Genomic DNA, 25,879 nt, shown 5'->3' with positions numbered 1-25,879 from the left:
TCGCCCTTAGCTTCGCACATTTCCCGCAGATTTCGACATAAAATTACGCGGCCTTGATCCTATCGGAAAGTCGGGGCGTAGAGCGCACGAGACGCGGGGCAGCATAGGGGCTCAAGTGCAGATAGGACAGCAATACATGTCAACGGCATCGCCGAACCGTCCTGCCTATGCAGGCTTGAGCCGGTTGTGCAGCGCTTGGGCGATCGCTGCCATGCCGCGCGCATTGGGGTGGTGGGGGACGAAGCCAGGCTGCCCCGGCAAGGGAAAGCCGGTGATCCACGGATCGTCGCTGCATGCGCTATGATCGCGCGAAAGAGAGGAGGCGGGAAGAACTTCGGCGTCCGTTTCTGTCGCGATCTGCTGCGTCAATCTGGCAAGGCGGTTCGCTATTTGCCGACCTGCCTCCATCTGTTCTTTGGACAGCGGCACGGCGGCACATGGGTTGGCGGGTGGAAGGACCGTGACATAATCGACGAAAATCAGCCGCGCATCAGGTGACCGGCGGCGTACTTCAGCCACGATGCGTCGCAGCGATGCATCCAGCCCCGTCCAGTCGCTTTCCGACGTTTGCGGCGCTTGCGGACATTTTCCGCCCGGTGCATTGGCTGGAGGCGTGGGAAAGCTGCGGCACGAAGCAGACCCGATGCTTCCGATATAGCCCACATCGTTGCCGCCGATCGTGATCGTCACCAGCTTCGTATCGGGGGTCAGCGCGCCCAGTTGGGGCGGCAGATCTCCCCATGGTCCCAGCAGATGTTTGGTGGTCGCGCCGCTGCAACTCACATCGGTCAGCGCGAGATTGAGACTGGTGGCGAGCAGATGCGCGTAATTCCGTGCCGATCTGGCGCAGCGCGCGGGGGTTTCCGCCAACGGGGGCGAGATGCCCGGCCCGGCCGCGAACGAACTGCCCATGGCGACATAACGGGCACCTGATGACAGCGACGCGACCCTGCCGTCCCCGCCCGTGGCACAAGCCGCCAGCAGCATTGTGTGGCACAAGGCAAGGACGGATAAGGGTAAGGATGAGTGTAGTTTCATCACATCGTACTTCCGCATGTATCTGGTATGACGCGCTATAGCCCAAAGCCTTCACGGCACAACGGGCACGCTATAATCGGCAGCGCTACCTTGTGCGCCGCTGTTGGGGGCAGGCCGCTTGCCATTCCCGATGCCTTCTTTTATAGGGCCAAGCAGCAATCGGGCGGTTTGCCGTTCGGTCCCTGACACATCCATTGAGCGCGCATCCTGAAAACAGGATGCACCAGGCGTTTTGTATGGACGCTGGTTGGCGAGGTTTCGCCCACCGGCGATTTTGTCGTTTTGGCAGGGTAGCTGCTGTTTTCCGGGCCTTTTGGCCCAATTGAGGTGATGATGTTCGATTCGCTGAGCGATCGTCTGGGTGGGGTATTCGATAAACTGCGGGGGCGTGGTGCGCTCACGGAGGACGATGTCCGCGCCGCGATGCGCGAGGTGCGAATCGCGCTGCTCGAAGCCGACGTCGCCTTGTCGGTCGTGCGCCAGTTCGTCGATCAGGCCACCGAACGCGCGGTCGGCAGCGACGTGCTGCGGTCGGTCACGCCGGGGCAGATGGTCGTCAAGATCGTTTCCGACACGCTCACTGAAACGCTGGGGTCCGAAACGTCGGACCTGATGATCGACGTGGCGCCGCCCGCCGTCATCATGATGGTTGGCCTGCAGGGGTCGGGCAAGACGACCACGACCGCCAAGATCGCCAAGCGCCTGAAAGAGCGTGAGCGCAAGAAGGTGCTGATGGCGTCGCTCGACGTCCAGCGCCCGGCCGCGCAGGAGCAGTTGGCCGTGCTGGGCACGCAATGCGATGTCGCGACGCTGCCGATCATCGCCGGGCAGCAGCCGGTCGATATCGCCAAGCGCGCGCTGCAGGCGGCGAAGCTGCAGGGCTTCGACGTGGTGATGCTCGATACCGCCGGGCGTCTGCATGTCGACCAGGCGCTGATGGACGAGATGAAGGCTGTCGCTGACGCGAGCAGCCCTGCCGAAATCCTGCTCGTGGTCGATTCGCTGACCGGCCAGGATGCGGTCAATGTCGCGCAGAATTTCACCGCGCAGGTGCCGCTGACCGGTGTTGTGCTGACCCGGATGGACGGCGATGCGCGCGGTGGTGCGGCGCTGTCGATGCGGGCGGTTACCGGCCGTCCGATCAAGTTTGCGGGCACGGGCGAAAAGCTCGACGCGATCGAGCCTTTCCATCCGCAGCGCGTGGCGCAGCGCATCCTGGGCATGGGCGATGTCGTCTCGCTGGTCGAGCGGGCCGCCGAGAGCATCGACGCGGACGAGGCGGACAAGCTCGCCAAGAAGATGGCCAAGGGTCAGTTCGACATGAACGACCTGCGCGCGCAGCTTAACCAGATGCGCCGCATGGGTGGCCTTGGCGCGCTGGCGGGGATGCTGCCGGGCCTCAAGAAGGCGCAGGCGGCGATGGCCAATAGCGGCGCGAACGACAAGACGCTGATCCATCTCGACGCGATGATCGGGTCGATGACGCCCAAGGAGCGGGAACGCCCCGCCTTGATCAACGCCAAGCGCAAGATCCGCATCGCCAAGGGCGCCGGGCGGACCGTGCAGGACGTCAACCGCCTCCTGAAAATGCATCAGGAGATGGAAGGTGCGATGAAGAAGATCCGCAAAATGGGCGGCCTCAAGGGGCTGGCCAAGATGTTCACCGGTGGCGGCATGGGTGGCCTGGGCGGACCCGATGGGGCTGGTGGGCCTGATCTGTCGGGCCTGGGCGGACTGGGCGGTAACATGCCCAAATTGCCGCCGGGCTTTCAGAATTTCATGAAGAAATAAGCAATTTCAATAGTTTGATTTAGTATAGAAAGGTTAAGTTCCATGGCAACGTCCATTCGTCTCTCGCGCGGTGGTTCCAAGAAGCGTCCCTATTATCGTATCGTCGTGGCCGACAGCCGCGCGCCGCGTGATGGCAAGTTCATCGAGCGTATCGGCAGCTACAACCCCGTCCTGCCCAAGGGCGACGAAAAGCGCGTCATCCTGGACGTCGAGCGTGCGAAGCATTGGGTTGCCGCTGGTGCGCAGCCGACCGACCGCGTTGCCCGTTTCCTCGACGCCGCCGGCGTGAAGGAGCGGATCGTCCGCAACAACCCGAACAAGGCCGTGCCGGGTCAGAAGGCCAAGGATCGCGCCGAAGATCGTGCGACCAAGCTGGCCGAAGCCGAAGAAGCCCGCATTGCTGCGGAAGAAGCCGCCAAGGCTCCTGCCGAAGCGCCTGCCGCTGAAGAGGCTCCCGCCGAGGATGCCGCGACCGAACAGGCCGAGGGCTGATTGTCTTGACGGACAAGCCCGTCACGCTCGCCGCGATCGTCGGGGCGCATGGGGTGGCGGGCGAAGTCCGTCTCAAGCTGTTTGGCGAAGGGGCCGAGAGCCTCAAAGCCTATGGCAGTTTCGATGCGGCGGGGCGCACATTGACGTTGAAGTCGGTGCGCCCCGGCCCCAATGGCGCGGTCGCCCGCTTTGCCGAGATCGGCGATCGCGGCGCGGCCGAAGCCCTGCGCGGCACGGCGCTGACCGTCCCGCGATCCGCCCTGCCGCCGTTGGCCGAGGGCGAATATTATCATGCCGACATTATCGGCCTGCCTTGCGTTTCGAGCGAGGGGGAAGCGTTGGGCGAGATCATCGCGATCGAGAATTTCGGCGCGGGAGATATTGTTGAAGTGCAGCGGCCATCGGTCGAGGGCAAGCCCGGCAAGCGTTTTATGGCGCCGATGCATGCGGTGACGCTGGAGGCGGAGCGGGCGGTGATTGACGCGCTGTTTGTGGAGTAGTATATACAGTGAGTATATACGAAGGGCATTGCCATGAGCGCGGAATATAAGGCCAAGGTCTTCAAGTCTGGCAACAGCCTGGCATTGCGCTTGCCCAAGGCCCTTGGTCTGAAAGAGGGCGCGGAAATGACCCTGCGTGAAGAGCAGGGCAAATATAGCTTCGAACCCGCGCATAGTGAGCGCAAGATCGACGTCAGCAAGTTCGCGGGCAAGGCCCCGTGGCTGGAACCCTTGCCGCGCGAGGATTTTGACGATTCTCCGCGCGATTGGCACCTGCTCGGCCGGGATGCGTCCGGGGCGTGATGCGGCTGCTGGATACCAATAGCTGCATCTACGTCTTTACCGGCGTCTATCCCGCATTGATCGCGCGCATGGCCGACCAGGTTGCGGGCAGTCTCTTCATCTCTTCCATCACCTATGCCGAATTGGCCTATGGTACGATGCAGGGTAAGCCGCCGGCATCGGACGCGCTGGCTGCCTTCGTCTCGGAAGTGGGCATCCTGCCTTTTGATGAAGCTGCGGCGCGAGCCTATGCCGCCATGCCATTCAGGCGGGGTAGTTTCGATCGGCTCATTGCCGCCCATGCCTTGTCCCTCGATGCGGCGCTGGTGTCGCGCAATCTTGCCGATTTCAAGGATATCCCCGGTTTGCGCGTGGAAGACTGGACGCATTGATGCGATATTTTCTCCTCTTGCTCCTCGCCGTCATTCCGTGCGTTGCCCATGCCGCCGACGCGCAGAAGATCGCCGCAGCCATTCCTGAGATCGATCGGTTGTTTGCCGATTTTCAGGTGGATAGTCGGGCACCGGGACTGGTCTATGGGATCGTGGCCGATGGCAAGCTGGTCCATGTGAAGGGGCTGGGTGTGCAGGATCTGGTGCATAAGCGGGCCGTTACGCCCGACAGCCTGTTTCGGATCGCGTCGATGACCAAGGCTTTCACGGCGCTCGCCATCCTGAAATTGCGGGACGAGGGCAAGCTCGGCCTCGATGATCTGGCCGAGACCCATGTGCCGGAAATGCGGGGTTGGACCTATCCGACCAAGGACAGTCCGCGTATCCGTATCCGAGACCTTTTGACGCACAGTGCCGGTCTGGTGGACGATAATCCTTGGGGCGATCGGCAGACGCCTTTGCCCGAAGCCGACTTTACGCGGATGTTGCAAACGGGCGTGCCGTTCAGCACCACGCCCGGCACGCGTTATGAATATAGCAATTTCGGCTATGCGCTGCTGGGGCGGATCGTCGCCAATGTGTCGGGTCAGCCTTATCGCCGCTATGTGGAAGGTCGCTTGCTGGCCCCGCTCGGCATGACGTCGAGCGGCTATCAGGTCAGCGAATGGCCGGTTGAGCAGCGCGCGATGGGCCATCGTTGGGAGGACGGGCGATGGAGCGTCGAGCCGACCATGGCGGACGGGGCGTTCGGGGCGATGGGGGGCTTGCAGACCAGCGCCAACGACTATGCGCGCTGGGTCGCCTTTCTGCTGTCCGCCTGGCCCGCCCGCGATGACGCGGAGACGGGGCCGGTGATGCGCGCGTCCGTGCGGATGCTGGCGCAGGGGAGCAATTTCATGGCGGTCGCCCAGCGCAACGGCGTGAGCGGGGCGACGGCGTGCCGACAGGCGGCGGCCTATGGCTTTGCGATGCGGGTGGCGCAGGATTGCGACCTGGGGCTGACGCTGGCGCATGGTGGGGGTTATCCGGGCTATGGCAGCCATGTCATGCTGATGCCGGACCATGGCGTGGGCATCTTCGTCTTCACCAACCGTACTTATAATGGTGGCAGTGGCCCGGCCTGGGACGCGGCGGTGGCGCTGCACAAGGCGGGGGCGTTGATCGCGCGGACGATCCCGGTGTCGGAGTTGCTGGCGGACGGTTACGCAGCGGCGGGGCGCATCTATGCGGCGGGCGATGTGTTGGCGGCGCGCGATCGGCTGGCGATGAATTTCCTGATGGACCATGATGCGGCGCAATGGGGTAAAAGGATCGCGGCGGTGAAGCAGGAGGTCGGGGCATGTGCCAGCGACGCGCCGATCGTCGCGACCGGCGCTCTGGCGGGGCGATTCACCTGGACGTGCGAGCGCGGGCGGGTGGCGGGCACGATCCTGCTCGCGCCGACGCCCGATGCGCAGATACAGGAACTGTCCTTTACGGTGCGGGCGCCCTGACAGCAGCCGTCTGGACGCTGCGGCTGGCATCGCCTAAGCGCGAGACATGCCCCAGATATTCACTGCCCTCTATCTGATCGCCATGCTGGCCGCTGGCTGGCGACTGTTCGGCCTTGGCTGGTCGCGCGGTATCAAGATCGCGGCTGCGGTGGCGCTGGTCTGCCCGGTGCCGCTGCTGGTGCTGTTGCCCGGCCTCATCCATCCTGAGCGGCCTTTTGCCGACCTGTTGCGCATGATCGGCCTGACGCTGCTGCTGTGCGGGGCATTGTGCCTCGGCGGGGGCTGGTCCGCCGCCAAGATGCGGGCGCGGCGGCGATGAGCTTTACCGCGCAAGTCCTGACGCTCTACCCGGAGATGTTTCCGGGGCCGCTTGGTGTATCGCTGGCAGGGCGCGCGCTGGCCGAGGGGAAATGGGCCTGCGATCCTATCCACATCCGCGATTTTGCGACCGACAAGCATCGCACCGTGGACGATACGCCTGCGGGCGGTGGCGCGGGGATGGTACTGCGCGCCGACATATTGGCAAAGGCGGTCGATCATGCGCTGGAGCGGCGGCCGGACCTGCCCGTCCTTGCCATGACGCCGCGCGGGGTGCCGATCACGCAGGCGCGGGTGCGTGAACTGGCGGAGGGGCCGGGCGCGACGATCCTGTGCGGCCGGTTCGAAGGGTTTGACGAACGGATTTTCGATGCCCGGCCGATCGAGCAGGTCAGCATGGGCGACATCATATTGTCGGGCGGCGAGATGGGCGCGCTGCTGCTGCTCGATGCTTGCGTCCGGCTGCTTCCCGGTGTAATGGGCGCGGCTTCCAGCGGAGTCGAGGAGTCCTTTGAAACGGGGCTGCTCGAATATCCGCACTATACCCGACCGGTCGAATGGGAGGGGCGCACGATCCCGCAGGTGTTGCGATCGGGGGATCATGCGAAGATCGCTGCCTGGCGGAAACAAAGGGCGGTCGATGATACACGGCTAAGGCGGCCGGACCTTTGGGAACGTCACAGCGGCGTTCGGGTCCAGTCGCCCTCTGGTGCGCAACGCGACTTGAAGGACTGACGTTTCATGAACATCCTCCAGCAGATCGAGGCGGAAAACATCGCCGCCCTCGGCAAAGAAATCCCCGAATTCCGCGCCGGCGACACGCTGCGCGTCGGCGTGAAGGTCGTCGAAGGCGAACGGAGCCGCGTCCAGAATTACGAAGGCGTGTGCATCGCGCGTTCGAACAAGGGCATGGGTTCGAACTTTACCGTGCGCAAGATTTCGTTCGGCGAAGGCGTGGAGCGCGTGTTCCCGCTCTATTCGCCTAACATCGATTCGATCACCGTCGTCCGCCGTGGCGTGGTGCGTCGTGCGAAGCTCTATTATCTGCGCGGCCGCACCGGCAAGCGCGCTCGCATCGCCGAGCGTCGCGACGTGCGCACCGAGGGTTGATCCTTCGGCTGTCCCACGGGATAGCGTAGAAACAGAAAAGGGCGGCGCTCCATCGGGAGCGCCGCCCTTTTTCTTTGACGGCGGATTAGCGGCGGCTGGTCCACCATAGGCCGGCCAGGCTGATCGCGGCGGCGGCGGACATGTAGAGGCCGACAAATTCGACGCCCTGGACCGCGATCAGCCAGGTGGCGACGATCGGGGCGAGCGCGCCGCCCAATATGCCGCCCAGATTGAAGGCGAAGGACGCGCCTGTGTAGCGGAGCTGGATCGGGAAGAGGGCGGGGAGATAGGCCCCCAATGGCCCATAGACGAAGCCCATCAGGAACAGAGCGAGGCTGAGGATCAGGAAGATCGGCAGCAGCGTGCCCGCGCCCATCATCGGGCCGAAGATCAGCCCCATGAAGACCGTGCCGACACAGCCCCAGGCGAGGACGCGGGTCGGGCTGGTCTTGTCCGCCCACCAACCTGCAATGAGGATGCTGAGCGCCATGAACAGGATCGCGCCGAGCTGGATCGAGAGGAAATCGCTGCGGTCGATCTTGAGCGTGGTGGTGCCGTAGCCGAGCGAGAAGGCGGTCGCGATATAATAGATGGCGAAGCAGGCGACGACGGCGAAGGTGCCCGCGATCGCGGCGCCCAGATGATGTTTGAACAGCGATGCCAGCGGCATGGCGTGCGGCGGCGCTTCGGCCTGGGCGGCAGCGAATTCCGGAGTTTCGGTGAGTTTCAGGCGGACCCAGAGGCCAAGGAACACCAGCACCGCGCTGCCGAGGAAGGGCAGGCGCCAGCCCCAGGCGAAAAATTCCTCTTCGGTCAGGATCGTGCCCAGGATGAGGAACAGGCCGTTTGCGGCGATGAAGCCGACCGGCGCGCCCAGTTGCGGGAACATGCCAAAGCGCGCGCGCCAGCCGGGCGGGGCATTTTCCACCGCCAGCAGCGCCGCGCCGCCCCATTCGCCGCCCAGGCCCAGCCCCTGGCCAAAGCGCAGCAGGCACAGGATGAGCGGCGCCCACCAGCCGATCTGCGCATGGGTGGGGAGGAAACCGATGGCCAGCGTGCAGCCGCCCATCAGCATCAGCGAGGTGACCAGCGTTACCTTCCGCCCGACGCGGTCGCCATAATGGCCGAAGACAGCGGCACCCAGCGGCCGGGCGAAGAAAGCAAGCGCCAGGCTGCCATAGGAGGCCATCAACTGCGCCGTGGGCGAGGAGGAGGGGAAGAAGAGCGCCGGGAAGATCAGGCTGGCGGCGGTAGCGTAGATGTAGAAGTCGTAAAATTCGACCGCCGTGCCGACCAGGCTGGCCGTCAGCACGCGCTTGTGCCGCCACATTTCCCCAACGCCGCTCAGTTCCGCCATATCATGCCCCCTCTGTTATTCTTGCCAAAATCCTCCCCTGGTAGGGGAGGTGGCAGGGCGTAGCCCTGACGGAGGGGTGTCGCCCTCTCGATAGGGTGACACCCCTCCACCGGCTGCGCCGGTCCCCCTCCCCTTACAGGGGAGGATTGTATGTTGCGTACCGTTATGATCGTCGCCGTTTCTGGTTGAGCAGTTCATAGGCCATCACCGCCGTCGCCACGGCCGCGTTCAGGCTGTCGGCTTTGCCCAGCATGGGCATCTTCACCAGCAGGTCGCATTCCGCTTCATAGGCTTCGGGCAGGCCCTGCGCTTCATTGCCGACGAGCAGGAAGGACGGGCTTTGGTAGCGCGGTTCCTGATAGTCATGGGTTGCCTTGAGGCTGGTGCCGATGAGTTCGCCGGGGCCGGCGCGCAGCCAGGTCATGAATTCGGGCCAGCGCGCCTGGGTGATCGTCTGGGTGAAGAGCGCGCCCATGGAGGCGCGGACCGATTCGACCGAGAAGGGGTCGACGCAATCGTCGATCAGGATGAGGCCGCCTGCGCCGACCGCGTCGCCGGTGCGCAAGATGGTGCCGAGGTTGCCGGGGTCGCGCAGCGATTGCGCGACGATCCAGATGTCGGCCCTGGTGCGATCGAGCGCATCCAGGGGCGTCAGCCGGTCGCGATAGACGCCGACCACGGCCTGGGCATTATCCTTGCCGCTGATCTTGGAGAGGATGTCGGCGCTGGTTTCGATGACGTCGCCGCCCGCCGCTTCCATCGCCGCGATCAGCTCGGCCGCCAGCGGGTGGGTGGACCCGGCGTGGAACAGCATTTCAGGCAGCACGCCTTCCTCCCGCGCTTCAGTCAGGATGCGTAGCCCTTCGGCCAAGAACAGGCCTTCGGCCTTGCGGAACTTCTTTTCGCGCAAGGATCGGACACGCTTCACCAGCGGGTTTGAAAATCCGGTGATTTCGCGTGCCACGGTTGCTCGACGTCCCAATTGCCCAAGGAATGGGCTTCTCTATCGACGGAAACAACAAAAGGACAGAGGGCAGGGGTCGGCCGGGTCGTTCGGCGATGGATTTGATCGTCGAATCTTGCGAAGGAGCGGGCATGGATTCCCAAACGCCCCCACCGCCGCTGCACGTCTCGCCCAAAATCGAGGATGGTTTTTTCCTGGGCGTCGTCGTGCTGGTGTCGATCGCCTTTCTGCTGGTGATCCAGCCTTTCTTTGCCGCGATTTTGTGGGGGGTGATCGCCGCCATCCTGTTCGCGCCGATCTACCGCAATATCCTGGAAAAAATGCCGACTCATCGCAACGGGGCGGCGTTGATCACGCTGTTCCTGATCCTGGGGATCGTCATCATCCCGGCCTTCGTGCTGGGGGCGGCGTTGTTGCAGGAGGCGGCCTATTTCTATGGCAAGATCCAGACCGGCGAGATCGACTTCGCCCGGCTCTTCTCGCAGATGATGGCGGCACTGCCCGACTGGGCGCGCCCTTATTTGCGACGGTTGGGCCTGAGCAATTTCGACGCGGCGCAGGCGATGGTGACGAAGGGCATCACCAGCAGTTTCCGGGTGCTGGCGGCGCAGGCGTTCCAGATCGGCCAGAGAGCCTTCAGCTTCTTCATGGCGCTGGGCGTGATGCTGTACCTCTCCTACTTCCTGTTGCGTGATGGCGAAAAATTGTCGCAGCGCATTGTCGCCGCCGCGCCGTTGCGGGCCAGCCAGCGCCAGGCGCTGATCCAGCAATTCGTCATCGTCATCCGCGCGACGATCAAGGGCAGCATCGTCGTCGCCATCGTTCAGGGTTTGATCGGCGGTATCGTCTTCTGGGCCTTGGGGATTGAAGGCGCCTTGCTCTGGGCGGTGCTGATGGGGGCGTTTTCGCTGTTGCCGGCGGTCGGCACGGCGATCGTGTGGGTGCCGGTCGCCATCTATCTGTTCGCCAGCGGCGCGATCTGGCAGGCGATCGTGCTGGTGGCGTGCGGGGTGCTGATCATCGGCATGGTCGACAATGTGCTGCGCCCGATCCTGGTCGGTCGCGATACGCGCATCCCCGATTATGTGGTGCTGATCACGACGCTGGGCGGGATCGAGCTGTTCGGCTTCAACGGCATCGTCATCGGGCCGGTCATCGCGGCGCTGTTCATCGCGACGTGGAACATCTTTACCCGGATGCGGCAGGTGGGTGGCCTGGCGGAAGGGTAGGGCACCGAGCGCTGGCCCGGCCCGCCAGGTGACGCTCGCTTTCCGTTAATCCTCGAAGCTGCGGGGCGCAGGCGCGATGACGGTCATATTGCCTGCGCCGATTTCGGTCACTTCGAGCGCGCGTTCGGCAACGCCGGAGCGCGAGAAGCGGAATGCGCCGTCGATGCCGGAAAAGCCGCCCGCGTCGCGCAGGCGCGCGGCGGGGAAGGCGCTGCCCGGCTTCCAGTCCTGCGCGATCCGCACCGTCAGCAGCACGGCATCATAGCCAAGCGAGGACAGGCGGAAAGGCGCGCTGCCGTAGCGGGCGCGATATTTGGTGGCGAGCTGGCGATAGAGGCTGTCGGAAACACTGGCGAACCAGGCGCCGCGCAACACCGGGCTGGCCGACAGCGAGCCTTCGGTATTCCACAATTCGGTGCCGAGCAGCCGCGCCGTCGCGCCGCCATTCTTACGCACGATCGGCGCGATCTGCAGCGCGACGCGGCCGCTATCGGCGATCAGCAGCGCGTCATAGCTGGAGGAGGCCTGCAATTTCTTGACCGCCGCCGTCATCGATGCGGGGCTGCGGTCGAAGGTCTGCATCGATACGACCGTGCCGCCCGCCTGCTCGACCGCGCGCAGCAGGGCGTTGCCCGCCCGTTCGCCATAGGTGCCGCGCGGAATCAGTGCGCCGAACTGGCTCAGCCCCTTTTGCCGGGCAAAGCCGACGACGCGTTCGATCGACTGATTGGGGTTGTAACCCATGATATAGACGCCGCTGCCCGCAACGCCGCTGTCGTTGGAGAAGCTGATCACCGGCACATTGGCGCGCGCCGCAATCGGCCCGATCACGCGGGCGTCATCGGCCAGCAAGGGGCCAAGGATCAGGCGGTTGCCATCGGCCAGCGCCTTGTTGGCTGCCGCCGCCGCGCCCAGCGCGGTGTCATAGGTGGTGATGCGGACCTTGTCGGTCTTGGTATCCATCAGGGCCAGCGTGGTGGCGTTGGCGATCGACTGGCCGACGCCCGCATTGGTGCCGCTCATCGGCACCAGCAGCGCGACGCGATGGCGCAGCGTGTCGGTGGGCAGGCCTTCGGTCACGTCGGGACGTGTCGGCTGAACCGGACCGGTGGGCGTCGTCGGGGCCGGTCCCTTGGGCACGATCGACTGACAGGCGGCGAGCATCAGGGCGCTCGCGGCGAAAGCCAGCCGTGCGCCGCGTTTGAGGGAAGCGAACAAGTCCGCTTGCCGGGAGGCATCCGTCTCTGTCATCTGGCGTCCTTATGGAAACTCAATCATCGGGTCTTGAACCTGGGCTTTATATCGTCGCGGGGCCGATCGGCAACCTTGGTGACCTCACGCCGCGCGCAGCGGAGGTGTTGCGGCTGGCCGATGTCGTCGCGGTCGAGGATACGCGGGTCAGCGCGCGGCTGCTCCGCCATGCAGGCTCTGATCGGCCAATGCTGCCCTATCATGACCATAGCGGCGAAAATGTGCGCCAGCGACTGGTCGAGCGGATGGCGGGCGAATCGGTCGCTTTGCTGTCGGATGCCGGCACGCCGCTGATTTCCGATCCGGGCTATAAGCTGGTGCGCGACGCGCGGGCGGCGGGGCGGCGGATCACGACCCTGCCCGGACCGAGCGCGGCGATCGCGGCGCTGACCCTGTCGGGGCTGCCGACAGATCGCTTCCTGTTCATGGGCTTCCTGCCCAGCAAGGCCAAGGCGCGGGGCGATGCACTGGATGAAGTGGCGGGATTGCGCGCGACTCTGGTCTTCTACGAAAGCGGGCCGCGCCTGTCGGAAAGCCTGTCGGCGATGGCGGCGCATCTGGGCGACCGGGAGGCAGCGGTCAGCCGGGAGATCAGCAAGACGTTCGAGGAAACGGCGTGCGGGACGCTCAGCGAACTATCCGCTCGCTATGCCGATGCCGCGCCCAAGGGTGAGATCGTCGTCACCGTCGGCCCGCCGGGCGAAGCGCCGCCCGCAACCGCCGAAGATGCCGACGTGGCGCTGCGTGAGGCGCTGACCCGGCTGTCCGTGTCCAAGGCGGCGGGCGAAGTGGCCAAGAAACTGGGGCTGGACCGGCGCACGCTCTATGATCGGGCGACGGAATTGAAGGGGTGAAGCGCGAAAGCGCCGAGCGACGCGGGCGTCAGGCGGAACGGATCGCCGCCTGGTGGCTGCGGCTCAAAGGCTGGCAGATTGTCGGGCGGCGGATGCGGACGGCGGCGGGTGAGGTTGACCTGGTCGCGCGCAAGGGCACGATGCTGGCCTTTGTCGAGGTCAAGGCGCGCGCCACGGCGGCGGAACTGGACCTGGCGATCGACGAGCGGCGTTTGCGCCGGGTGGCGGCGGCGGCGGAAATATTGTGGCATGAGCTGGGCAAAGCGGGGGACGATATGCGAATCGACGTCATCCTCCTTGCGCCGGGCCGCGCGCCACGCCATCTGGCGAATGTCTGGCATGGGGGGTGATTTGTCCTTCCATACACCCCTTCGTCACCCTGAACTTGTTTCAGGGTCCATTGGCTCTGCGGCTGCGGATATACGCAGCGGTAGGACGAATGGATGCTGAAACAAGTTCAGCATGACGAGTCATTATATGAGGATGACCCCAATGACGCAGCTCAACCCCCTGACCGTCGCGGTGCAGATGGACCCGATGGAGGGCATCAAGGTCGCGGGCGATTCGACCTTCCACATCATGCTGGCGGGGCAGGCGCGCGGGCATCGGCTTTACCATTATCTCGCCCATGACCTAACGTTCCGCGACGGCCGGGTGCTGGCCAAGGCGCGGCCGGTGCATGTGCAGAAAGTGGATGGCGATCATTTCGCTTATGGGCCAGAAGAGATGATCGACCTTGGCCGAGATGTCGATGTCGTGCTGATGCGGCAGGATCCGCCGTTCGACCTGTCCTACATCACCGCCACCCATTTGTTGGAGCGGGTGCAGGATGAGACGCTGGTGGTCAACGACCCCGCCAGCGTCCGCAATGCGCCGGAAAAATTGTTCGTGCTGGATTATGCGCGCTTCATGCCGCCGACGATGATTACCCGCGACCTGGCCGAAGTGCGATCCTTCCTCGCCGAACATGGTGAGATCGTAGTCAAGCCGCTCTATGGCAATGGCGGCGTGGCGGTGTTTCATGTCGGCAAAAATGGCGCCAACCTCTCCTCGCTCGTGGAACTCTTCAACGCCTCATGGGTCGAGCCTTTCATGGTTCAGGCCTTCATTCCCGGCGTCGCGGAGGGCGACAAGCGCATCGTGCTGATCGACGGCGAAGTCGCGGGCGCGGTCAACCGCATTCCCGGCGCTGGCGAAATCCGCTCCAACCTCGCCGTTGGCGGCTCTGCGGCCAAGACCGTGCTGACCGACAAGGAGCGCGAAATCTGCGCGGCGATGGGCCCGGAACTCAAGCGTCGCGGGCTGTTGTTCGTGGGTATCGACGTGATCGGCGGCGAATGGCTGACTGAAATCAACGTGACCTCGCCGACGGGCATCGTCTCGATCGAAGCGTTCGACGGGACCGACACCGGCGGGCTGATCTGGGACGCGATCGACGCCCGGTTGGCAGCGCGCGTGGCGGCCTAATCCGCATGATCCTCCATCGTCATCCCAGCGAAAGCTGGGATCTCCCTTCTTCCTCTGGCGCGACAAGAAAGAGGGATGGCAGCGTGCGCTGGCATGACGGGGAGCGCGTGGTTTGACTGACTGGGTGCTGCGCCTGATCGATGCGGGCGGCTATTGGGGCATTTTCCTGCTAATGGTGCTGGAAAATGTCTTTCCGCCGATTCCGTCCGAACTCATCATGGGCATTGGCGGCATTCGTGTCGGCCAGGGGCGGATGGACATGGGCTGGCTGCTGCTGGCGGGCACGATCGGCACAACGATCGGCAATTATTTCTGGTATATGATCGGCCATGTGCTGGGCTTTGCCCGGTTGAAGCCGCTGGTCGATCGCTATGGCCGCTGGGCGACGCTGGAGTGGCGCGATGTCGAGGCGCTGGATCGCCTGTTCGGCAAATATGGCCAGATCGTCGTCTTCGTCTTCCGCTTCATGCCCGCGTTGCGGACGATGATCTCGCTCCCCGCCGGACTGTTTCGGATGGGGCATATCCGCTTCCTGCTGTGGACTACCGGCGGGGCGCTGATCTGGAACATCATCCTGGCTTATGCTGGCTTCGTACTGGGCAAGAATTTCAGCGAGATCGACAAATATATCGGCCCGGCCGCGACAATCTGCGTCGTTGGGGCGGTAATCCTCTATCTGTGGCGTCTAGCAACATGGAAGCCCAAGGCGCCTGTTTGCGAGGAGCGATAGCCACAGCGCTTCGTTCGTCAGTCAGTTGCCTAAACCCGGCTGACTATCGGAGTTTGTTTTGATGTTGATGAAAACCGCGACACTATTGAGCGCTATGTTTCTGGCGCTTGCCCCTGCCTCTGTTCTTGCCCAGCCGGGACAGCAATCGGGGAGCACTATCGGACGCAAGGACGATGACCGTCGCGGACCGCAAAAGGCGCAGACCAGCAACCGTGACGACCGCCGTGCTCCCGCCGCCAGCCGGAACGACAATGGGCGGAACAGTGGCCAGAGCCGGCATGGCAATTGGGACAGCAAATGGGGCAGCCGCCCGTCCGATCCGCCGCGCAGCTGGGGCAATCGCAGCAACTGGTATCAGCATGTGCGCGCCTGCCAGCAGCGCTATCGCAGCTATAATTCGCGTACCGACCAATATTTCGTGCGTCGGGGCGTGAGCCGCACCTGCACGCTCTGACGCCGCTTCACGCCCGCGGATGGGCGTTGCGATAAACGTCCATTAGATGCGCGGCATCGACCTGGGTATAGACCTGGGTCGATGACAGGCTGGCATGGCCGAGCAGTTCCTGCAAGCTGCGCAGGTCCGCGCCCCGCCCCAGCAAATGCGTCGCGAAACTGTGGCGCAGCGCATGGGGCGTGGTGCGGTCCGACAAGCCCAGCCGACCGCGTGCGCCCTGCACGGCGCGGCGGATCAGCGCAGGCGAGAGCGGCCCGCCGCGCGCACCCCGGAACAGCGCTTCGTCGCGGGTCATGGGGAAGGGGCATTGATCGACATAGGCCTCGATCGCCTGGCGCACTTGCGGCAGCAGTGGGACTTGCCGGGTCTTGTTACGCTTGCCGGTGACGCGCAGCGTGTCGGCGAGCGGTAGCGCGGCGCCGGTCAGCCCCATGGCTTCGCCGATGCGCAGGCCCGCCCCGTAAAGCAGCAGCAACACCGCCCAGTCGCGCGCGCCGATCCAGGGCAGGCGCGCGGTTTCCGCAATGTCCTGCGCCAGCGCGACGGCTTCGTCGGGCGAGATGGGGCGGGGCAGGCCGCGCTTGGCCCGTGGCCCCTTGAGCAGGGGCACGCGGGCATCCTCGCCGCCGGTAAAGCGCAGAAAACCGCGCACGGCGGAGAGTTCGCGCGCCGCCGACAGATTGCCGATCCCGTCCATTCGCCGCACCGTCAGAAAGGCGCGCAGGTCCGCCTGGTCGATCCGGGCCAGACTGGCGGGGGTCACCGCCGCGCCATGATGGCCCTCCAGAAAGGCGACCAGCCGCTCCGCCGTCGCGACATAGGCGCGCACCGTATGCGTCGACCGGCGGCGGTCGAGCGCGAGATGGTGACGCCAGCGTTCCATGAGGTCGGGGGAGGGCATGGGCGGAGGATAGGGCAGGTTGGGGGAAATGGGAAATGCGGGATGGCATCCGGTACGCCACTAAAATCCTCCCCTGTAAGGGGAGGTGGCTGGCCGCAGGCCAGACGGAGGGGTGTCACCCTCACGATGGGGCGACACCCCTCCACCGGCTTCGCCGGTCCCCCTCCCCTTCCAGGGGAGGATCTTTATGGACCCAAGCCGCACCTTGAAATCCCGCCGGAAATAGGCACATGGGAGACATGGCACCTCCCTTCGATCCGGCCGACCTGCCGACCGGCGTTCAGATGCCGCTATCTCCCCTGGTGGCGCGGGTGCTGGCGCCCAATCCATCGCCCTTCACCTTTACCGGCACCCAGACCTATGTGGTGGGGGCGGCCGACGTCGCGGTGATCGATCCCGGTCCCGATGCGCCCGATCATCTGGCGGCACTGACGGCGGCGATCGCAGGGCGGCCTGTGGTGGCGATCCTCTGCACCCATACGCACCGCGATCATAGCCCGGCGGCGCGACCGCTGAGCGAGGCCACCGGCGCGCCGGTGATCGGTTGCGCGCCGCTGACGCTGGAGGATGACGGGCCGCGCGCCGATGCGGCGTTCGATGCGGCCTATCGCCCCGATGGGGTGCTGGCGGATGGCGAGCAAGTGGCGGGCACTGGCTGGACCCTGGAAGCGGTGGCGACGCCGGGGCATACGTCCAATCATCTCTGCTTCGCGCTGGCCGAAGAAAGCGCATTGTTCACCGGCGATCATGTCATGGGCTGGTCGACCAGCGTGATCTCCCCGCCCGATGGCGACATGGCGGCCTATATGCGATCGATGCAGCGGCTGCTGGAGCGCGAGGATGTCATCTATTATCCCGCCCATGGCGACCCGATCGGCAATCCGCAGCGGCTGGTGCGCGGCATGATGGGCCATCGCAAGCAGCGCGAGGGACAGATTTTGCGCTTTCTGTCGCGCAATGGCGACAGCCTCATCCCCGATATGGTGCTGGAAATGTATAAGGGCGTCGACCCGCGCCTGCATCCCGCCGCCGGGCGATCCGTGCTGGCGCATCTGATCGACCTGGATCAGCGCGGGCTGGTGACGTCGACGGAGGATCGATGGCAGATGCGCTGAAACGCTATGCCGGGCCGATTGCGGCGGCGGTCATCCTGTTGCTGGTCGGCGGGGCGATGCTGGTCGGCTGGCAGCGCTATGACCGGGACTATGTGGTCGCGGTCGAGGAGGATGGCGTTGCGGTGACCAAGGTGATCGCGGCGAAGATCGCCGGGGTGAGCAGCCTCAAAGTCTCCGAACTGTCCGGCACGGTTCAGAGCACGGCGCAGGATGTGCGCGGTTTCGGCCTCCTCAAGTCCGATCAGGTGGTCAAAATGCCCTTCTCGGTCGATTATTTCGTCGAGGTCGGCGGCCTTGGCGAAGGCGATCTGGAATGGAACGAGGCGACCCGCACGCTGATCGTCAACGCGCCCGATGTGAAGCCCGGCAAGCCCAATGTCGATGAGAGCCGCCGCACGCTGGTCCGCACCCAGGGCATGTTCGTGACGCGGCAGGCGGGCGAGGAGTTGAGCCGCCGCGTCTCCGCCCATGCGCAAAGCCGCGCCCAGCGCGAGGCGCAGGCACCCGAACGCATGGCGCAGGCGCGCGAATATGGCCGCGGCGCGCTGACCAAATTGATGGCCGCGCCGTTGGCGGCCGCAGGCTATGACGATGCGCGGGTGATCGTGACCTTTCCGCCCGAACGGGCCGGGCGCAATCGCGAACGATGGGACGTCACCACGCCCGTGAACGAGGTGCTGGCCAACCGGCAGGCTCGGAGCTAGGGCGCTGTTCAGGGATCGAGGAGTTTTAGGCACATGAACGCTTTTACCGGCATTCCGCAGGGCATAGACCTGCGCGGCGAGATCGAGCGGCTGCGCAAGGAGCGCAATGCCGTGATCCTGGGCCATTATTATCAGTCGCCCGAAATTCAGGATTTGTCGGATTTCGTCGGCGATTCGCTGGAACTGTCGCGCAAGGCGGCGGAGACGGATGCGGACGTGATCGCCTTTTGCGGCGTGCGCTTCATGGCCGAAACGGCCAAGATCCTATCGCCCGACAAGATCGTGGTGCTGCCGGACATGGACGCCGGTTGCTCCTTGGAAGACTCTTGCCCGCCCGCGCAGTTCAAGGCGTTTCGCGAAGCCCATCCCGACCATATTGCACTGAGCTACATCAACTGTTCGGCCGAGGTGAAGGCGCTGTCCGACATCATCGTGACATCCTCGTCCGCTGAAAAGATCCTGTCGCAAATCCCGCTGGACCAGAAGATTATCTTCGGCCCCGACAAGCATCTGGGCGGCTATCTCGCGCGCAAGCTCGGCCGTGACATGCTGTTGTGGCCGGGCGTCTGCATCGTGCATGAGGCGTTCAGCGAAACCGAGTTGCTCAAGCTCAAGGCGCAACACCCGGACGCCCCGGTCGCGGCCCACCCCGAATGCCCGCCCTATATCGTCGATCATGCCGATTATGTCGGATCGACCAGCGGTATCCTCGACTTCGCCAAGACGATGCCCGGCGATACGCTGATCGTCGCGACCGAGCCGCATATCATCCACCAGATGGAAAAGGCGGTGCCGGATAAACAGTTTATCGGCGCGCCCGGCGCGGACGGCAACTGCAACTGCAATATCTGTCCCTATATGGCGCTCAACACGATGGAAAAGCTGTACCTCGCGCTGCGCGACCTGCAGCCGCGCATCGAAATGGACGAGACGCTGCGCCTGGGCGCGAAGAAGAGCCTGGACCGGATGCTGGAAATGGCGAGCGCCACGGTGGGTCTGGGCGACGTAGGCCCACGGTGAAGGGGCGCGCGGTGAAGGCCGCACGGCGATGATCGCTCGGCTGCGCGCGCGCTGGCAGGAAACCCGCGCCAGCTATTGGTTCTATCCCGCCCTGTTCACCACGCTCGCCGCGTTGATGGCCTTTGCGACGGTGTGGATCGACCGTCATGGCGGGTCGGTCTGGCTGGAGCGGCACGACTGGATCGACATCGCCCGGCCCGAAGGCGCACGCAACGTCCTCAACGTCATTGCCGGGTCGATGATCGGCGTCGCCTCCACGGTCTTTTCGATCACCATCGCCGCCGTCGTCTATGCATCGGGCAGCTATGGCCCGCGCCTGCTGTCCAATTTCATGGAGGATCGCGGCAACCAATTGTCGCTGGCGACCTTTATCGCAACCTTCGTTTATGCGGTGCTGGTGTTGCGGGTTGTGCGCGATGCGCAGGAAAGCGCGGGCGATCCCGGATTCGTGCCTCAAATATCATTGCTTATCGCCACGCTGTTGATGGGCATATCGATCGCCATCCTGGTCTATTTCCTCAACCATGTGCCATCGAGCATCCGTATCAACGCCGTGCTGGAAGGCATTGGGGATCGCTTGCTGCGCGAAGTCCATGGGCGCTTCCCCGACGATTGTGTCGAGGAGACCGCCGATGCCCCGCCCCAGGGGGAGCCGATCGTCGCGGCCGATACCGGCTATATCCAGATCGTCGATTTCGCCGGTCTGGACGAGATTGCGCGCGATGCCGGATGTCGGCTGGAGTTGCGGTTGCGGCCGGGCGATTTCGTCCATCCCGGCATCCTGCTGGTCGGCGTCGTCGGCGCGAAGATCGACAGCGCGATGCGTGACGCCGTCCGGTCCTGCTTTTCGACCGGGGCGATGCGATCCCCTGCGCAGGACATCGAATTTCTGATCGACGAGTTGGTGGAAATCGCCTTGCGCGCGCTGTCGCCCGGCATCAACGATCCGTTTACGGCGGTGACCGCGCTTCATTGGCTCGGCGCGGCGACGGCGGCGATCGGCCAGCGCGACCTGCGCGGCGGACCGGACCGGGGCGATTATGACTGGAACTGGGTGGTGCCGCTCAATGACGATTTCGACCATTTCGTCGCGCGCGGCTTCGGTGGGATCATGCCCGCTGCCGCGACCAGCCCGATTGCGGCGGCGCAGTTCCTCGATGGCTTGCGGGATGCCGCAGCCCCGTTGACGCTCGGCTCCCGGCGCGCACGGTTGCAGGCGGAGGGCACGCGCCTGATCGCGCAGGCCCGCCTGGCGCTGGACGGCCCGGCGCTGGAGGAATTGGAAGCGCGCTATTGCGATTTTGTCCAAGCCATGGAAAACGGCGCGCATGACCGGCTTTGCTCTTGATGGTTTCGACCTAAACGCCTTTGTGGCCTCTACGCTGGCCGAAGATCTGGGGCCGGACCGGCGCGACGTTACCAGCGAGGCGGTGATTCCCGCCGACGCTATCTTCGACGGGGTGATGGATGCGCGCGATCCGGTGACGCTGGCGGGGCTGCCAATTGCGGTCGCTTTTTTCCGCGCGCTCGACCCCGATGTCGAGATCGAACAGTTGCGCCAGGATGGCGACCAGGTGGCGGCAGGGACCGACATATTGCGCATCCGGGGGCGCGCGCGGGCGATGCTGACGGCGGAGCGGTCGGCGCTCAACACGGTGCAGCATCTGAGCGGCATCGCGACCATGACGCGGGCCTATGTCGATGCGATCGACGGCACCGGCGCGATCCTGCTCGACACCCGCAAGACCATCCCCGGCCTGCGGAGGCTTGAAAAATATGCGACGCGCATGGGCGGGGCGACCAACCATCGCATGGGGCTGTGGGATGCGGCGATGATCAAGGATAATCATGTCGCGGTGGCGAGGTCGGTCGAGGAAGCGGTGCGCCGCGCGGTCGAGGCCGGGGTCGAGCGGATCATCGTCGAGGTCGACCGGATCGACCAGATCGAACCGGCGCTGGCGGCGGGCGCGACTCATTTACTGCTCGACAATATGGATGCGGCCATGCTGCGGCAGGCCGTGGGACTGGTCGATGGCCGCGTCCCGACCGAAGCGTCGGGCGGCGTGACGCTCGACACGATCCGCGCGAAGGCCAGCACGGGCGTCACCTATATCAGCGTCGGGCGGCTGACTCAGTCGGCACCCGCCGCCGACATCGGGCTGGACTTCGCTTATGCTTAAGGCGTTGGCGGGACTGAGCCTGATCGCGCTGCCGGGCACCGCGCTGGCGCAATCGGACCAATGCCGCCCGCCATCGCAGATCGTCCGGCCTACCATCGAAGGGCCGACCGCCAAGGAACCCAAGCGCGTCCTGCCGATCGGCAGCTATACGCTGGCACTCAGTTGGTCGCCGCAATTTTGCTCGACCGCGCGGGGCAACAAACATGCGCTGCAATGCGGGGGCAAGGCGGGGCGCTTCGGCTTTACGCTCCATGGCCTGTGGCCCGATGGCTTCGGCAAGGAATGGCCGCAATATTGCCGCCCCGCCGATCTGGTCCCGCGCGACGTGATCCGCGCCAACCTTTGCACGACACCGTCGGTGCAACTGATCCAGCATGAATGGGCCAAGCATGGCACTTGCATGACGACCAAGCCGGAACTCTATTTCAACCTGTCGCGCGCCTTTTACCAATCGATGCGCTACCCCGATATGACCGCGCTCGCTGCGACCAAGAATTTGACCGTGGGGAAATTCGCCGAAGCCTTCGCCCGCGCCAACAAAGGACTGCGCGCCGACATGCTGCGGGTGACGACGACCCGCGGCAATTGGCTGAGCGAAGTGTGGCTGTGCATGGACCGGGCGATGGCCTTCACGCGATGCCCGGCGCATCAAGGCGGCGCTGCGCCCACTAGCCTGTTGCGGATCGAGCCAGGGCCGCGCATCGCCTATGGCCGTCCGGCGATCTCCGCGCCCCGCCAACCAAGGCCCGCTGCTACCCCCGCCCGCAAGCCGGGACTGATCCTAGACCTCGATCCCAAGGTCCAGCCGCTCGCCAACGCCAGCGCGCCCTAAGGATCAGGCGTCGATCGTCGCGGTCGAGGGGTGATGCTTGTCGAGATGCTTGCGGATGATCCGCAGATTCTTGGTATTCGACTTGTAGAGAAAGTCGAAAATGTCACCGGCAAAGGGGATCGCCCCCACCAGCGTATCGACGCCCACATTGCCCGCCATGCGCGCCAGCTGCCATTTCGACATGCCAAGGTTGCGGGCTTCCCACACCATCCATGCGCCCATGGCGGCGGTGGCGAGGTCGCCGACCACCGGCACCAGGCCGACGAGGCTGTCGAGGCCGACGCGGCGATTGGTGCCGGGGATTACGAACAATCCCTCCAGCACCGCTTCCATTGCCTCTATCCGGCGGCGGATCGACGCGGGATCGCGTCCGAAACCGGGCATGTCGCGCACCACGCGCTCGAACTGATCCTGCGATACTGCCATCTGCCTGTCTCCTTCCCCCTTAATTGGGGCGACGGAACAGATGGTTCAATGGGTGGCGCGCACGACGCGAGGGCTGAAAGCCGCTCAGCCGTTTGGATACCAGCGACCAGCGGATCGGCGCGCCGAGCGCGATATAGCCATTATGCGCCTGCATCAGCGCTTCGGCCTGTGAGATATGGGCGATCCGATTGTCGCTGTTGCTGGCAAGGCTGGCGGCCTGCAACGCCGCGTCGGCGGCATCGCTGCAATGCACCGCACGGGCGCACCCGACGCGGCCGAGATACCAGAGCGCACTGTCATAGGGCGCCACCTCGTCGATCAGGCGCAGGTCCGCATCCTTCTGGTTGATCGCCACGCGCACGGCGGTCAGCCCGATCGCAGCCAGATCGCGCCGCAACAGGCCGAAGATCAGCGTCGCGCCCGGCCCCTGCGGCAGGGCGATGCGCAGCGGCGGGGGATCGCCATTGTCGGCCCGCCACCGCGTCATGGTGGCGCTGGCCAGCGCGCGGCGTTCGTCCATCGACTGTCCGGCCCAGGCAGGGGCGGTGGGCGAGCGGCCAAGGTCGAGCGCGGAGGGCAATATCTGCTCGCTGGTGGCCCAGCCGCCGAGCGGGAACAGGGCGGACAGGCTGGCGCGGTCGATCGCCATGTTGATGGCCGCGCGGACATAATCATCATCGAGCAGCTTGCCGCGCCCGGTGACGGCCAGGCCCAGCAGGCCCTGAACCGGATCGGTCCGCACCGCATCGCGCTCGACTCCGGCGGGCAGCAGCAGCGGCAGGTCGGCAAAGCGCCCGCCCAACACCAGCGCCGCCTGTTCCTCGCGAAACCGGATGATCGCCAGCGCGGCATTTTCGGCGCGCAACACCCGCGTCTGCGACGGCGGGATCGGCTCGTCATCGGCCGCGTCATCGTCGCCGGTCGCGCGATCGACGGGAGTCAGGAACAGCGCCTGGCCTTGTTGCGCGCGGCGATAGGGACCAGTGCCCCCCTCGCGCGCCAGGATCGCCATTTGCGGCTGGGCCAATATCTGGAGCAGGAAGGGCCGCGCGACCGTCAGTTTGATTTCGATCACCTCGCCCGTCATCGGCACCACGCTTTGCACCGCGTCGAACGGCCCGTCCGGGTCGAGCCGCCGCTGCGCCACGATCCGCGACAGCAATATCCGCGCGACGTCGCGCGCCGTGACGCGCGTGCCGTCGGGCCAGAAAGCGCGGCGCAGGCGGAAAATATAGCTGCGCCCGTCATCCTCGACGATCCAGCGCTGCGCCAACGCCGGCAGGATTTCACCGCTGGCGTCGAAGCCGACCAGACCTTGCGCGGTCGCTTCCAGGATCAATTTGGCGGCCGGGTTGGGCAATCGCTGCAACGGCTTGGTCACATCCGCCCGGTCGCCCACCACGCTGACGACAACCGGCCCGCTACCCTCCCGCGAACAGCCGCCAATCGCCGCCAGCGCAGCGACGGCGGCAAACAGGGGGCGATAACGACGCGGCAGGGCAGGGCGGGCGAACATGGCGATGAAGAGACCTACCCCGCTATCGCTTCAACGCCAACCGTCATGGCGGGAAGGGAAGGGGGAGGGATGATCTTTTTCCGATTGGCGCTGTTGATAGGATTAGGCGCGATGCCATTGAGCTTCCCCGCTACAACGTCGAGGCCCTTACCGGACTTGAATCGGAAAGGCCGCCCTTGCACAAAGGCTGTCCCCCCTCCCGCTGGCGGGAGGGGGTTAGGGGGTGGGCATAGCGCAACGCTCGCGTCGGCCCACCCCGCTGCGACTAAATTCGCTCCGCTCATTAAGTCTCGCTGCCCCTCCCGCAAGCGGGCGGGGAATAGAAAGTTATCCGCCCGGTATCGCCCATAAATGCCGGCCCAATTTTATTGTTAGCTCGCCGTAAATCGGCCATTCGATAGACTGTGCCTGATCCGAAACGGAGAGATGCTATGGAACGGCGCGAGATAATTTTAGGCGGAGCGTTTTGGCTGATGGCTTTTGCTGGTTGTATCATCGTCGCCTCAACCGCTTCCAATGTTTGTCGGGCGGGACGTTGGGATACAAAACCTCAATGGAACACTAGGCTCTCTGCATTAAGCGTGTTGGAGCTAACGAGAGAAAACCAGATTTTGTTCGATGGCCGTGAAATATCACGGTCTGCGTTAGCCTCCCGTCTAATCTCGATCTCCAAACTACCTGTCCAGCCTATAGTGGTGTTCCGGCCAGATAATGGGGCGAATTGCCGTCAGATCGTTCGGGTCCGCGCAATGATGGATCGTTTCCTTGAGTGTAAGGGCGGCGGCTGCGCAGAGGGAGCCGAATGGGATGAGCAAGCACCACATGGCGCCGACATCTAAAATGTCAGCTATCGGGAAAACGGAGTCGGAAACCGGAAGGTCCGCCATCTACCAATAGCCGTCACACCTGGCTTTGCTCGTGCATCCACGGGTGCAAAGCTGGGATCGGCCAAAACCAAACGCCACTACCCCTAACCCCACGAAAAAGGGCGGCCCCGCGAGGAGCCGCCCGATATCGTCCGGTCGAAACCGGACCGTTGTGCCCCGCATGACGCGGGGCGCACCGATTACTTGAGTTCGACGGTCGCGCCGGCTTCTTCAAGCTGCTTCTTGACCTTCTCGGCCTCGTCCTTGTTCACGCCTTCCTTGACGGCCTTGGGAGCCGATTCGACCAGCGTCTTGGCTTCGGTCAGGCCCAGGCCGGTGATAGCGCGGACTTCCTTGATGACGTTGATCTTCTTGCCACCGTCGCCGGTCAGGATGACGTCGAATTCGGTCTGCTCTTCAGCAGCCGGGGCAGCGGCAGCGGCCGGGCCAGCGACGGCGACGGCAGCAGCGGCGCTAACGCCCCACTTTTCTTCCAGAGCCTTCGACAGGTCGGCGGCTTCGAGGACGGTGAGGGCCGAAAGCTGTTCGACCAGTGCGTTGATGTCTGCCATGTGCAATATTTCCTTACGTTGGGGC

29 protein-coding genes are annotated in these 25,879 nt (G+C 64.7%); 21 read left to right on the top strand and 8 right to left on the bottom strand.

The genetic code is table 11. The annotated features are described in order from the left end of the window. Positions 1-165: 165 nt before the first annotated feature. A complete protein-coding gene (locus ACZ2HM_RS09365) occupies positions 166-912 on the bottom strand; it encodes an SGNH/GDSL hydrolase family protein (RefSeq protein WP_470425103.1) in 747 nt (248 codons plus the stop codon). 456 nt (positions 913-1,368) lie between these two features. Between ACZ2HM_RS09365 and ffh the strand changes: the two genes are divergently transcribed. Genes ffh through rplS form a run of 9 tightly spaced genes read left to right on the top strand, consistent with a single transcriptional unit; the run spans position 1,369 to position 7,416 of the window. Then, the gene (ffh, locus tag ACZ2HM_RS09360) at positions 1,369-2,829 is read left to right on the top strand and encodes a signal recognition particle protein (protein WP_037475915.1); all 1,461 of its coding nucleotides are present in this window, start codon (positions 1,369-1,371) and stop codon (positions 2,827-2,829) included. Between the two features lie 42 nt (positions 2,830-2,871). After that, the gene (gene rpsP, locus ACZ2HM_RS09355; RefSeq protein WP_037475913.1) at positions 2,872-3,321 is read left to right on the top strand and encodes a 30S ribosomal protein S16; all 450 of its coding nucleotides are present in this window, start codon (positions 2,872-2,874) and stop codon (positions 3,319-3,321) included. Positions 3,322-3,326: 5 nt separating this feature from the next. After that, positions 3,327-3,821: a ribosome maturation factor RimM gene (gene rimM / locus ACZ2HM_RS09350; protein WP_470425102.1), complete on the top strand. Its 495-nt coding sequence runs from the start codon at positions 3,327-3,329 to the stop codon at positions 3,819-3,821. A 33-nt stretch (positions 3,822-3,854) separates the two neighbouring features. After that, on the top strand, positions 3,855-4,124 hold the full coding sequence (locus ACZ2HM_RS09345; protein WP_043154881.1) for an AbrB/MazE/SpoVT family DNA-binding domain-containing protein: 270 nt from the start codon (positions 3,855-3,857) through the stop codon (positions 4,122-4,124). Beyond that, entirely contained in the window at positions 4,124-4,495 is a 372-nt protein-coding gene (locus ACZ2HM_RS09340; RefSeq protein ID WP_470426827.1) for a PIN domain-containing protein, read from the top strand. The genes ACZ2HM_RS09345 and ACZ2HM_RS09340 overlap by 1 nt, the downstream gene beginning before the upstream one ends. After that, positions 4,495-5,988, top strand: coding sequence for a serine hydrolase domain-containing protein (locus ACZ2HM_RS09335; protein WP_470425101.1), 1,494 nt, complete (start codon positions 4,495-4,497; stop codon positions 5,986-5,988). Before ACZ2HM_RS09340 ends, ACZ2HM_RS09335 begins: the two co-directional genes overlap by 1 nt. 46 nt (positions 5,989-6,034) lie before the next feature. Beyond that, positions 6,035-6,307 carry a hypothetical protein gene (locus ACZ2HM_RS09330; protein WP_470425100.1) on the top strand — a complete coding sequence of 91 codons (273 nt, stop codon included), beginning with the start codon at positions 6,035-6,037 and terminating at the stop codon, positions 6,305-6,307. After that, entirely contained in the window at positions 6,304-7,041 is a 738-nt protein-coding gene (gene trmD, locus ACZ2HM_RS09325) for a tRNA (guanosine(37)-N1)-methyltransferase TrmD (protein ID WP_037479647.1), read from the top strand. Before ACZ2HM_RS09330 ends, trmD begins: the two co-directional genes overlap by 4 nt. Before the next feature lie 6 nt (positions 7,042-7,047). After that, the gene (gene rplS, locus ACZ2HM_RS09320; protein WP_037479649.1) at positions 7,048-7,416 is read left to right on the top strand and encodes a 50S ribosomal protein L19; all 369 of its coding nucleotides are present in this window, start codon (positions 7,048-7,050) and stop codon (positions 7,414-7,416) included. A gap of 85 nt (positions 7,417-7,501) precedes the next feature. Here the strand turns inward: rplS and ACZ2HM_RS09315 are convergent, their stop codons facing one another. Beyond that, positions 7,502-8,773, bottom strand: coding sequence for an MFS transporter (locus tag ACZ2HM_RS09315; protein WP_470425099.1), 1,272 nt, complete (start codon positions 8,771-8,773; stop codon positions 7,502-7,504). Between the two features lie 163 nt (positions 8,774-8,936). Continuing rightward, positions 8,937-9,737, bottom strand: a complete 801-nt coding sequence (locus tag ACZ2HM_RS09310) for a TrmH family RNA methyltransferase (RefSeq protein WP_470425098.1) — start codon at positions 9,735-9,737, stop codon at positions 8,937-8,939. A 131-nt stretch (positions 9,738-9,868) separates the two neighbouring features. Between ACZ2HM_RS09310 and ACZ2HM_RS09305 the strand changes: the two genes are divergently transcribed. After that, positions 9,869-10,966 (top strand): AI-2E family transporter, encoded by a 1,098-nt coding sequence (locus ACZ2HM_RS09305; protein ID WP_470425097.1) that lies wholly within the window; start codon positions 9,869-9,871, stop codon positions 10,964-10,966. Positions 10,967-11,011: 45 nt separating this feature from the next. Here the strand turns inward: ACZ2HM_RS09305 and ACZ2HM_RS09300 are convergent, their stop codons facing one another. Continuing rightward, entirely contained in the window at positions 11,012-12,217 is a 1,206-nt protein-coding gene (locus tag ACZ2HM_RS09300; RefSeq protein ID WP_037479485.1) for a penicillin-binding protein activator, read from the bottom strand. A gap of 11 nt (positions 12,218-12,228) precedes the next feature. Here ACZ2HM_RS09300 and rsmI point away from each other — a divergent pair, with 11 nt between their 5' ends. From rsmI to ACZ2HM_RS09275, 5 genes are all read left to right on the top strand, one after another. Further along, entirely contained in the window at positions 12,229-13,071 is an 843-nt protein-coding gene (rsmI, locus tag ACZ2HM_RS09295; protein WP_470425096.1) for a 16S rRNA (cytidine(1402)-2'-O)-methyltransferase, read from the top strand. Continuing rightward, positions 13,068-13,421, top strand: a complete 354-nt coding sequence (locus tag ACZ2HM_RS09290) for a YraN family protein (protein ID WP_069066125.1) — start codon at positions 13,068-13,070, stop codon at positions 13,419-13,421. The genes rsmI and ACZ2HM_RS09290 overlap by 4 nt, the downstream gene beginning before the upstream one ends. A 142-nt stretch (positions 13,422-13,563) precedes the next feature. Further along, a complete protein-coding gene (gene gshB, locus ACZ2HM_RS09285) occupies positions 13,564-14,538 on the top strand; it encodes a glutathione synthase (protein ID WP_470425095.1) in 975 nt (324 codons plus the stop codon). Between the two features lie 112 nt (positions 14,539-14,650). Further along, the gene (locus ACZ2HM_RS09280) at positions 14,651-15,268 is read left to right on the top strand and encodes a DedA family protein (protein ID WP_470425094.1); all 618 of its coding nucleotides are present in this window, start codon (positions 14,651-14,653) and stop codon (positions 15,266-15,268) included. A 61-nt stretch (positions 15,269-15,329) separates the two neighbouring features. Then, the gene (locus tag ACZ2HM_RS09275) at positions 15,330-15,722 is read left to right on the top strand and encodes a BA14K family protein (protein WP_470425093.1); all 393 of its coding nucleotides are present in this window, start codon (positions 15,330-15,332) and stop codon (positions 15,720-15,722) included. 7 nt (positions 15,723-15,729) lie between these two features. Here the strand turns inward: ACZ2HM_RS09275 and ACZ2HM_RS09270 are convergent, their stop codons facing one another. Beyond that, positions 15,730-16,623: a tyrosine recombinase XerC gene (locus ACZ2HM_RS09270; protein WP_470425092.1), complete on the bottom strand. Its 894-nt coding sequence runs from the start codon at positions 16,621-16,623 to the stop codon at positions 15,730-15,732. 239 nt (positions 16,624-16,862) lie between these two features. On the opposite strand from ACZ2HM_RS09270, the gene ACZ2HM_RS09265 reads away from it, so the two are divergent. From ACZ2HM_RS09265 to ACZ2HM_RS09240, 6 genes are read left to right on the top strand one after another with little or no spacing between them, the layout of a single operon-like run. Then, complete coding sequence (locus ACZ2HM_RS09265; protein ID WP_470425091.1) at positions 16,863-17,738, top strand: MBL fold metallo-hydrolase; 876 nt, start codon at positions 16,863-16,865, stop codon at positions 17,736-17,738. Beyond that, positions 17,723-18,442: a DUF4230 domain-containing protein gene (locus ACZ2HM_RS09260; RefSeq protein WP_470425090.1), complete on the top strand. Its 720-nt coding sequence runs from the start codon at positions 17,723-17,725 to the stop codon at positions 18,440-18,442. Before ACZ2HM_RS09265 ends, ACZ2HM_RS09260 begins: the two co-directional genes overlap by 16 nt. Before the next feature lie 33 nt (positions 18,443-18,475). Then, entirely contained in the window at positions 18,476-19,462 is a 987-nt protein-coding gene (gene nadA, locus ACZ2HM_RS09255) for a quinolinate synthase NadA (RefSeq protein ID WP_037475903.1), read from the top strand. 28 nt (positions 19,463-19,490) lie between these two features. Next, the gene (locus ACZ2HM_RS09250) at positions 19,491-20,810 is read left to right on the top strand and encodes a DUF2254 domain-containing protein (protein ID WP_470425089.1); all 1,320 of its coding nucleotides are present in this window, start codon (positions 19,491-19,493) and stop codon (positions 20,808-20,810) included. Further along, positions 20,791-21,642, top strand: coding sequence for a carboxylating nicotinate-nucleotide diphosphorylase (gene nadC / locus ACZ2HM_RS09245; RefSeq protein WP_470425088.1), 852 nt, complete (start codon positions 20,791-20,793; stop codon positions 21,640-21,642). Before ACZ2HM_RS09250 ends, nadC begins: the two co-directional genes overlap by 20 nt. Then, positions 21,635-22,474: a ribonuclease T2 family protein gene (locus tag ACZ2HM_RS09240; protein ID WP_470425087.1), complete on the top strand. Its 840-nt coding sequence runs from the start codon at positions 21,635-21,637 to the stop codon at positions 22,472-22,474. Before nadC ends, ACZ2HM_RS09240 begins: the two co-directional genes overlap by 8 nt. A gap of 3 nt (positions 22,475-22,477) precedes the next feature. Here ACZ2HM_RS09240 and ACZ2HM_RS09235 read toward each other — a convergent pair whose 3' ends face one another. The 3 genes from ACZ2HM_RS09235 to rplL form a co-directional block, all read right to left on the bottom strand. Further along, positions 22,478-22,900 (bottom strand): DUF4112 domain-containing protein, encoded by a 423-nt coding sequence (locus ACZ2HM_RS09235; protein ID WP_333976615.1) that lies wholly within the window; start codon positions 22,898-22,900, stop codon positions 22,478-22,480. Between the two features lie 19 nt (positions 22,901-22,919). Further along, positions 22,920-24,416, bottom strand: a complete 1,497-nt coding sequence (locus ACZ2HM_RS09230) for an ABC transporter substrate-binding protein (RefSeq protein WP_470425086.1) — start codon at positions 24,414-24,416, stop codon at positions 22,920-22,922. Between the two features lie 1,066 nt (positions 24,417-25,482). Then, on the bottom strand, positions 25,483-25,854 hold the full coding sequence (rplL, locus tag ACZ2HM_RS09225; protein ID WP_037476909.1) for a 50S ribosomal protein L7/L12: 372 nt from the start codon (positions 25,852-25,854) through the stop codon (positions 25,483-25,485). Between the last annotated feature and the right edge of the window lie 25 nt (positions 25,855-25,879).

The sequence above is a fragment of the Sphingobium sp. KKT206 genome (genome assembly GCF_055640555.1).
Note: the sequence above shows the minus strand (reverse complement) of the source record. Positions and strands in the feature narration are given on the sequence as shown.

Coding starts and splice junctions, on each gene's coding strand:
- rplL (WP_037476909.1), bottom strand. CDS start 25,854: ATGGCAGACATCAACGCACTGGTCGAACAGCTTTCGGCCCTCACCGTC.
- ACZ2HM_RS09230 (WP_470425086.1), bottom strand. CDS start 24,416: ATGTTCGCCCGCCCTGCCCTGCCGCGTCGTTATCGCCCCCTGTTTGCC.
- rplS (WP_037479649.1), top strand. CDS start 7,048: ATGAACATCCTCCAGCAGATCGAGGCGGAAAACATCGCCGCCCTCGGC.
- ACZ2HM_RS09365 (WP_470425103.1), bottom strand. CDS start 912: ATGGGCAGTTCGTTCGCGGCCGGGCCGGGCATCTCGCCCCCGTTGGCG.
- ACZ2HM_RS09305 (WP_470425097.1), top strand. CDS start 9,869: ATGGATTCCCAAACGCCCCCACCGCCGCTGCACGTCTCGCCCAAAATC.
- ACZ2HM_RS09300 (WP_037479485.1), bottom strand. CDS start 12,217: ATGACAGAGACGGATGCCTCCCGGCAAGCGGACTTGTTCGCTTCCCTC.
- ACZ2HM_RS09345 (WP_043154881.1), top strand. CDS start 3,855: ATGAGCGCGGAATATAAGGCCAAGGTCTTCAAGTCTGGCAACAGCCTG.
- ACZ2HM_RS09240 (WP_470425087.1), top strand. CDS start 21,635: ATGCTTAAGGCGTTGGCGGGACTGAGCCTGATCGCGCTGCCGGGCACC.
- ACZ2HM_RS09330 (WP_470425100.1), top strand. CDS start 6,035: ATGCCCCAGATATTCACTGCCCTCTATCTGATCGCCATGCTGGCCGCT.
- ACZ2HM_RS09335 (WP_470425101.1), top strand. CDS start 4,495: ATGCGATATTTTCTCCTCTTGCTCCTCGCCGTCATTCCGTGCGTTGCC.
- rpsP (WP_037475913.1), top strand. CDS start 2,872: ATGGCAACGTCCATTCGTCTCTCGCGCGGTGGTTCCAAGAAGCGTCCC.
- ACZ2HM_RS09260 (WP_470425090.1), top strand. CDS start 17,723: ATGGCAGATGCGCTGAAACGCTATGCCGGGCCGATTGCGGCGGCGGTC.
- ACZ2HM_RS09250 (WP_470425089.1), top strand. CDS start 19,491: ATGATCGCTCGGCTGCGCGCGCGCTGGCAGGAAACCCGCGCCAGCTAT.
- gshB (WP_470425095.1), top strand. CDS start 13,564: ATGACGCAGCTCAACCCCCTGACCGTCGCGGTGCAGATGGACCCGATG.
- ACZ2HM_RS09265 (WP_470425091.1), top strand. CDS start 16,863: ATGGCACCTCCCTTCGATCCGGCCGACCTGCCGACCGGCGTTCAGATG.
- nadA (WP_037475903.1), top strand. CDS start 18,476: ATGAACGCTTTTACCGGCATTCCGCAGGGCATAGACCTGCGCGGCGAG.
- ffh (WP_037475915.1), top strand. CDS start 1,369: ATGATGTTCGATTCGCTGAGCGATCGTCTGGGTGGGGTATTCGATAAA.
- ACZ2HM_RS09270 (WP_470425092.1), bottom strand. CDS start 16,623: ATGCCCTCCCCCGACCTCATGGAACGCTGGCGTCACCATCTCGCGCTC.
- rsmI (WP_470425096.1), top strand. CDS start 12,229: ATGGAAACTCAATCATCGGGTCTTGAACCTGGGCTTTATATCGTCGCG.
- ACZ2HM_RS09235 (WP_333976615.1), bottom strand. CDS start 22,900: ATGGCAGTATCGCAGGATCAGTTCGAGCGCGTGGTGCGCGACATGCCC.
- ACZ2HM_RS09340 (WP_470426827.1), top strand. CDS start 4,124: ATGCGGCTGCTGGATACCAATAGCTGCATCTACGTCTTTACCGGCGTC.
- nadC (WP_470425088.1), top strand. CDS start 20,791: ATGACCGGCTTTGCTCTTGATGGTTTCGACCTAAACGCCTTTGTGGCC.
- ACZ2HM_RS09275 (WP_470425093.1), top strand. CDS start 15,330: ATGTTGATGAAAACCGCGACACTATTGAGCGCTATGTTTCTGGCGCTT.
- ACZ2HM_RS09315 (WP_470425099.1), bottom strand. CDS start 8,773: ATGGCGGAACTGAGCGGCGTTGGGGAAATGTGGCGGCACAAGCGCGTG.
- trmD (WP_037479647.1), top strand. CDS start 6,304: ATGAGCTTTACCGCGCAAGTCCTGACGCTCTACCCGGAGATGTTTCCG.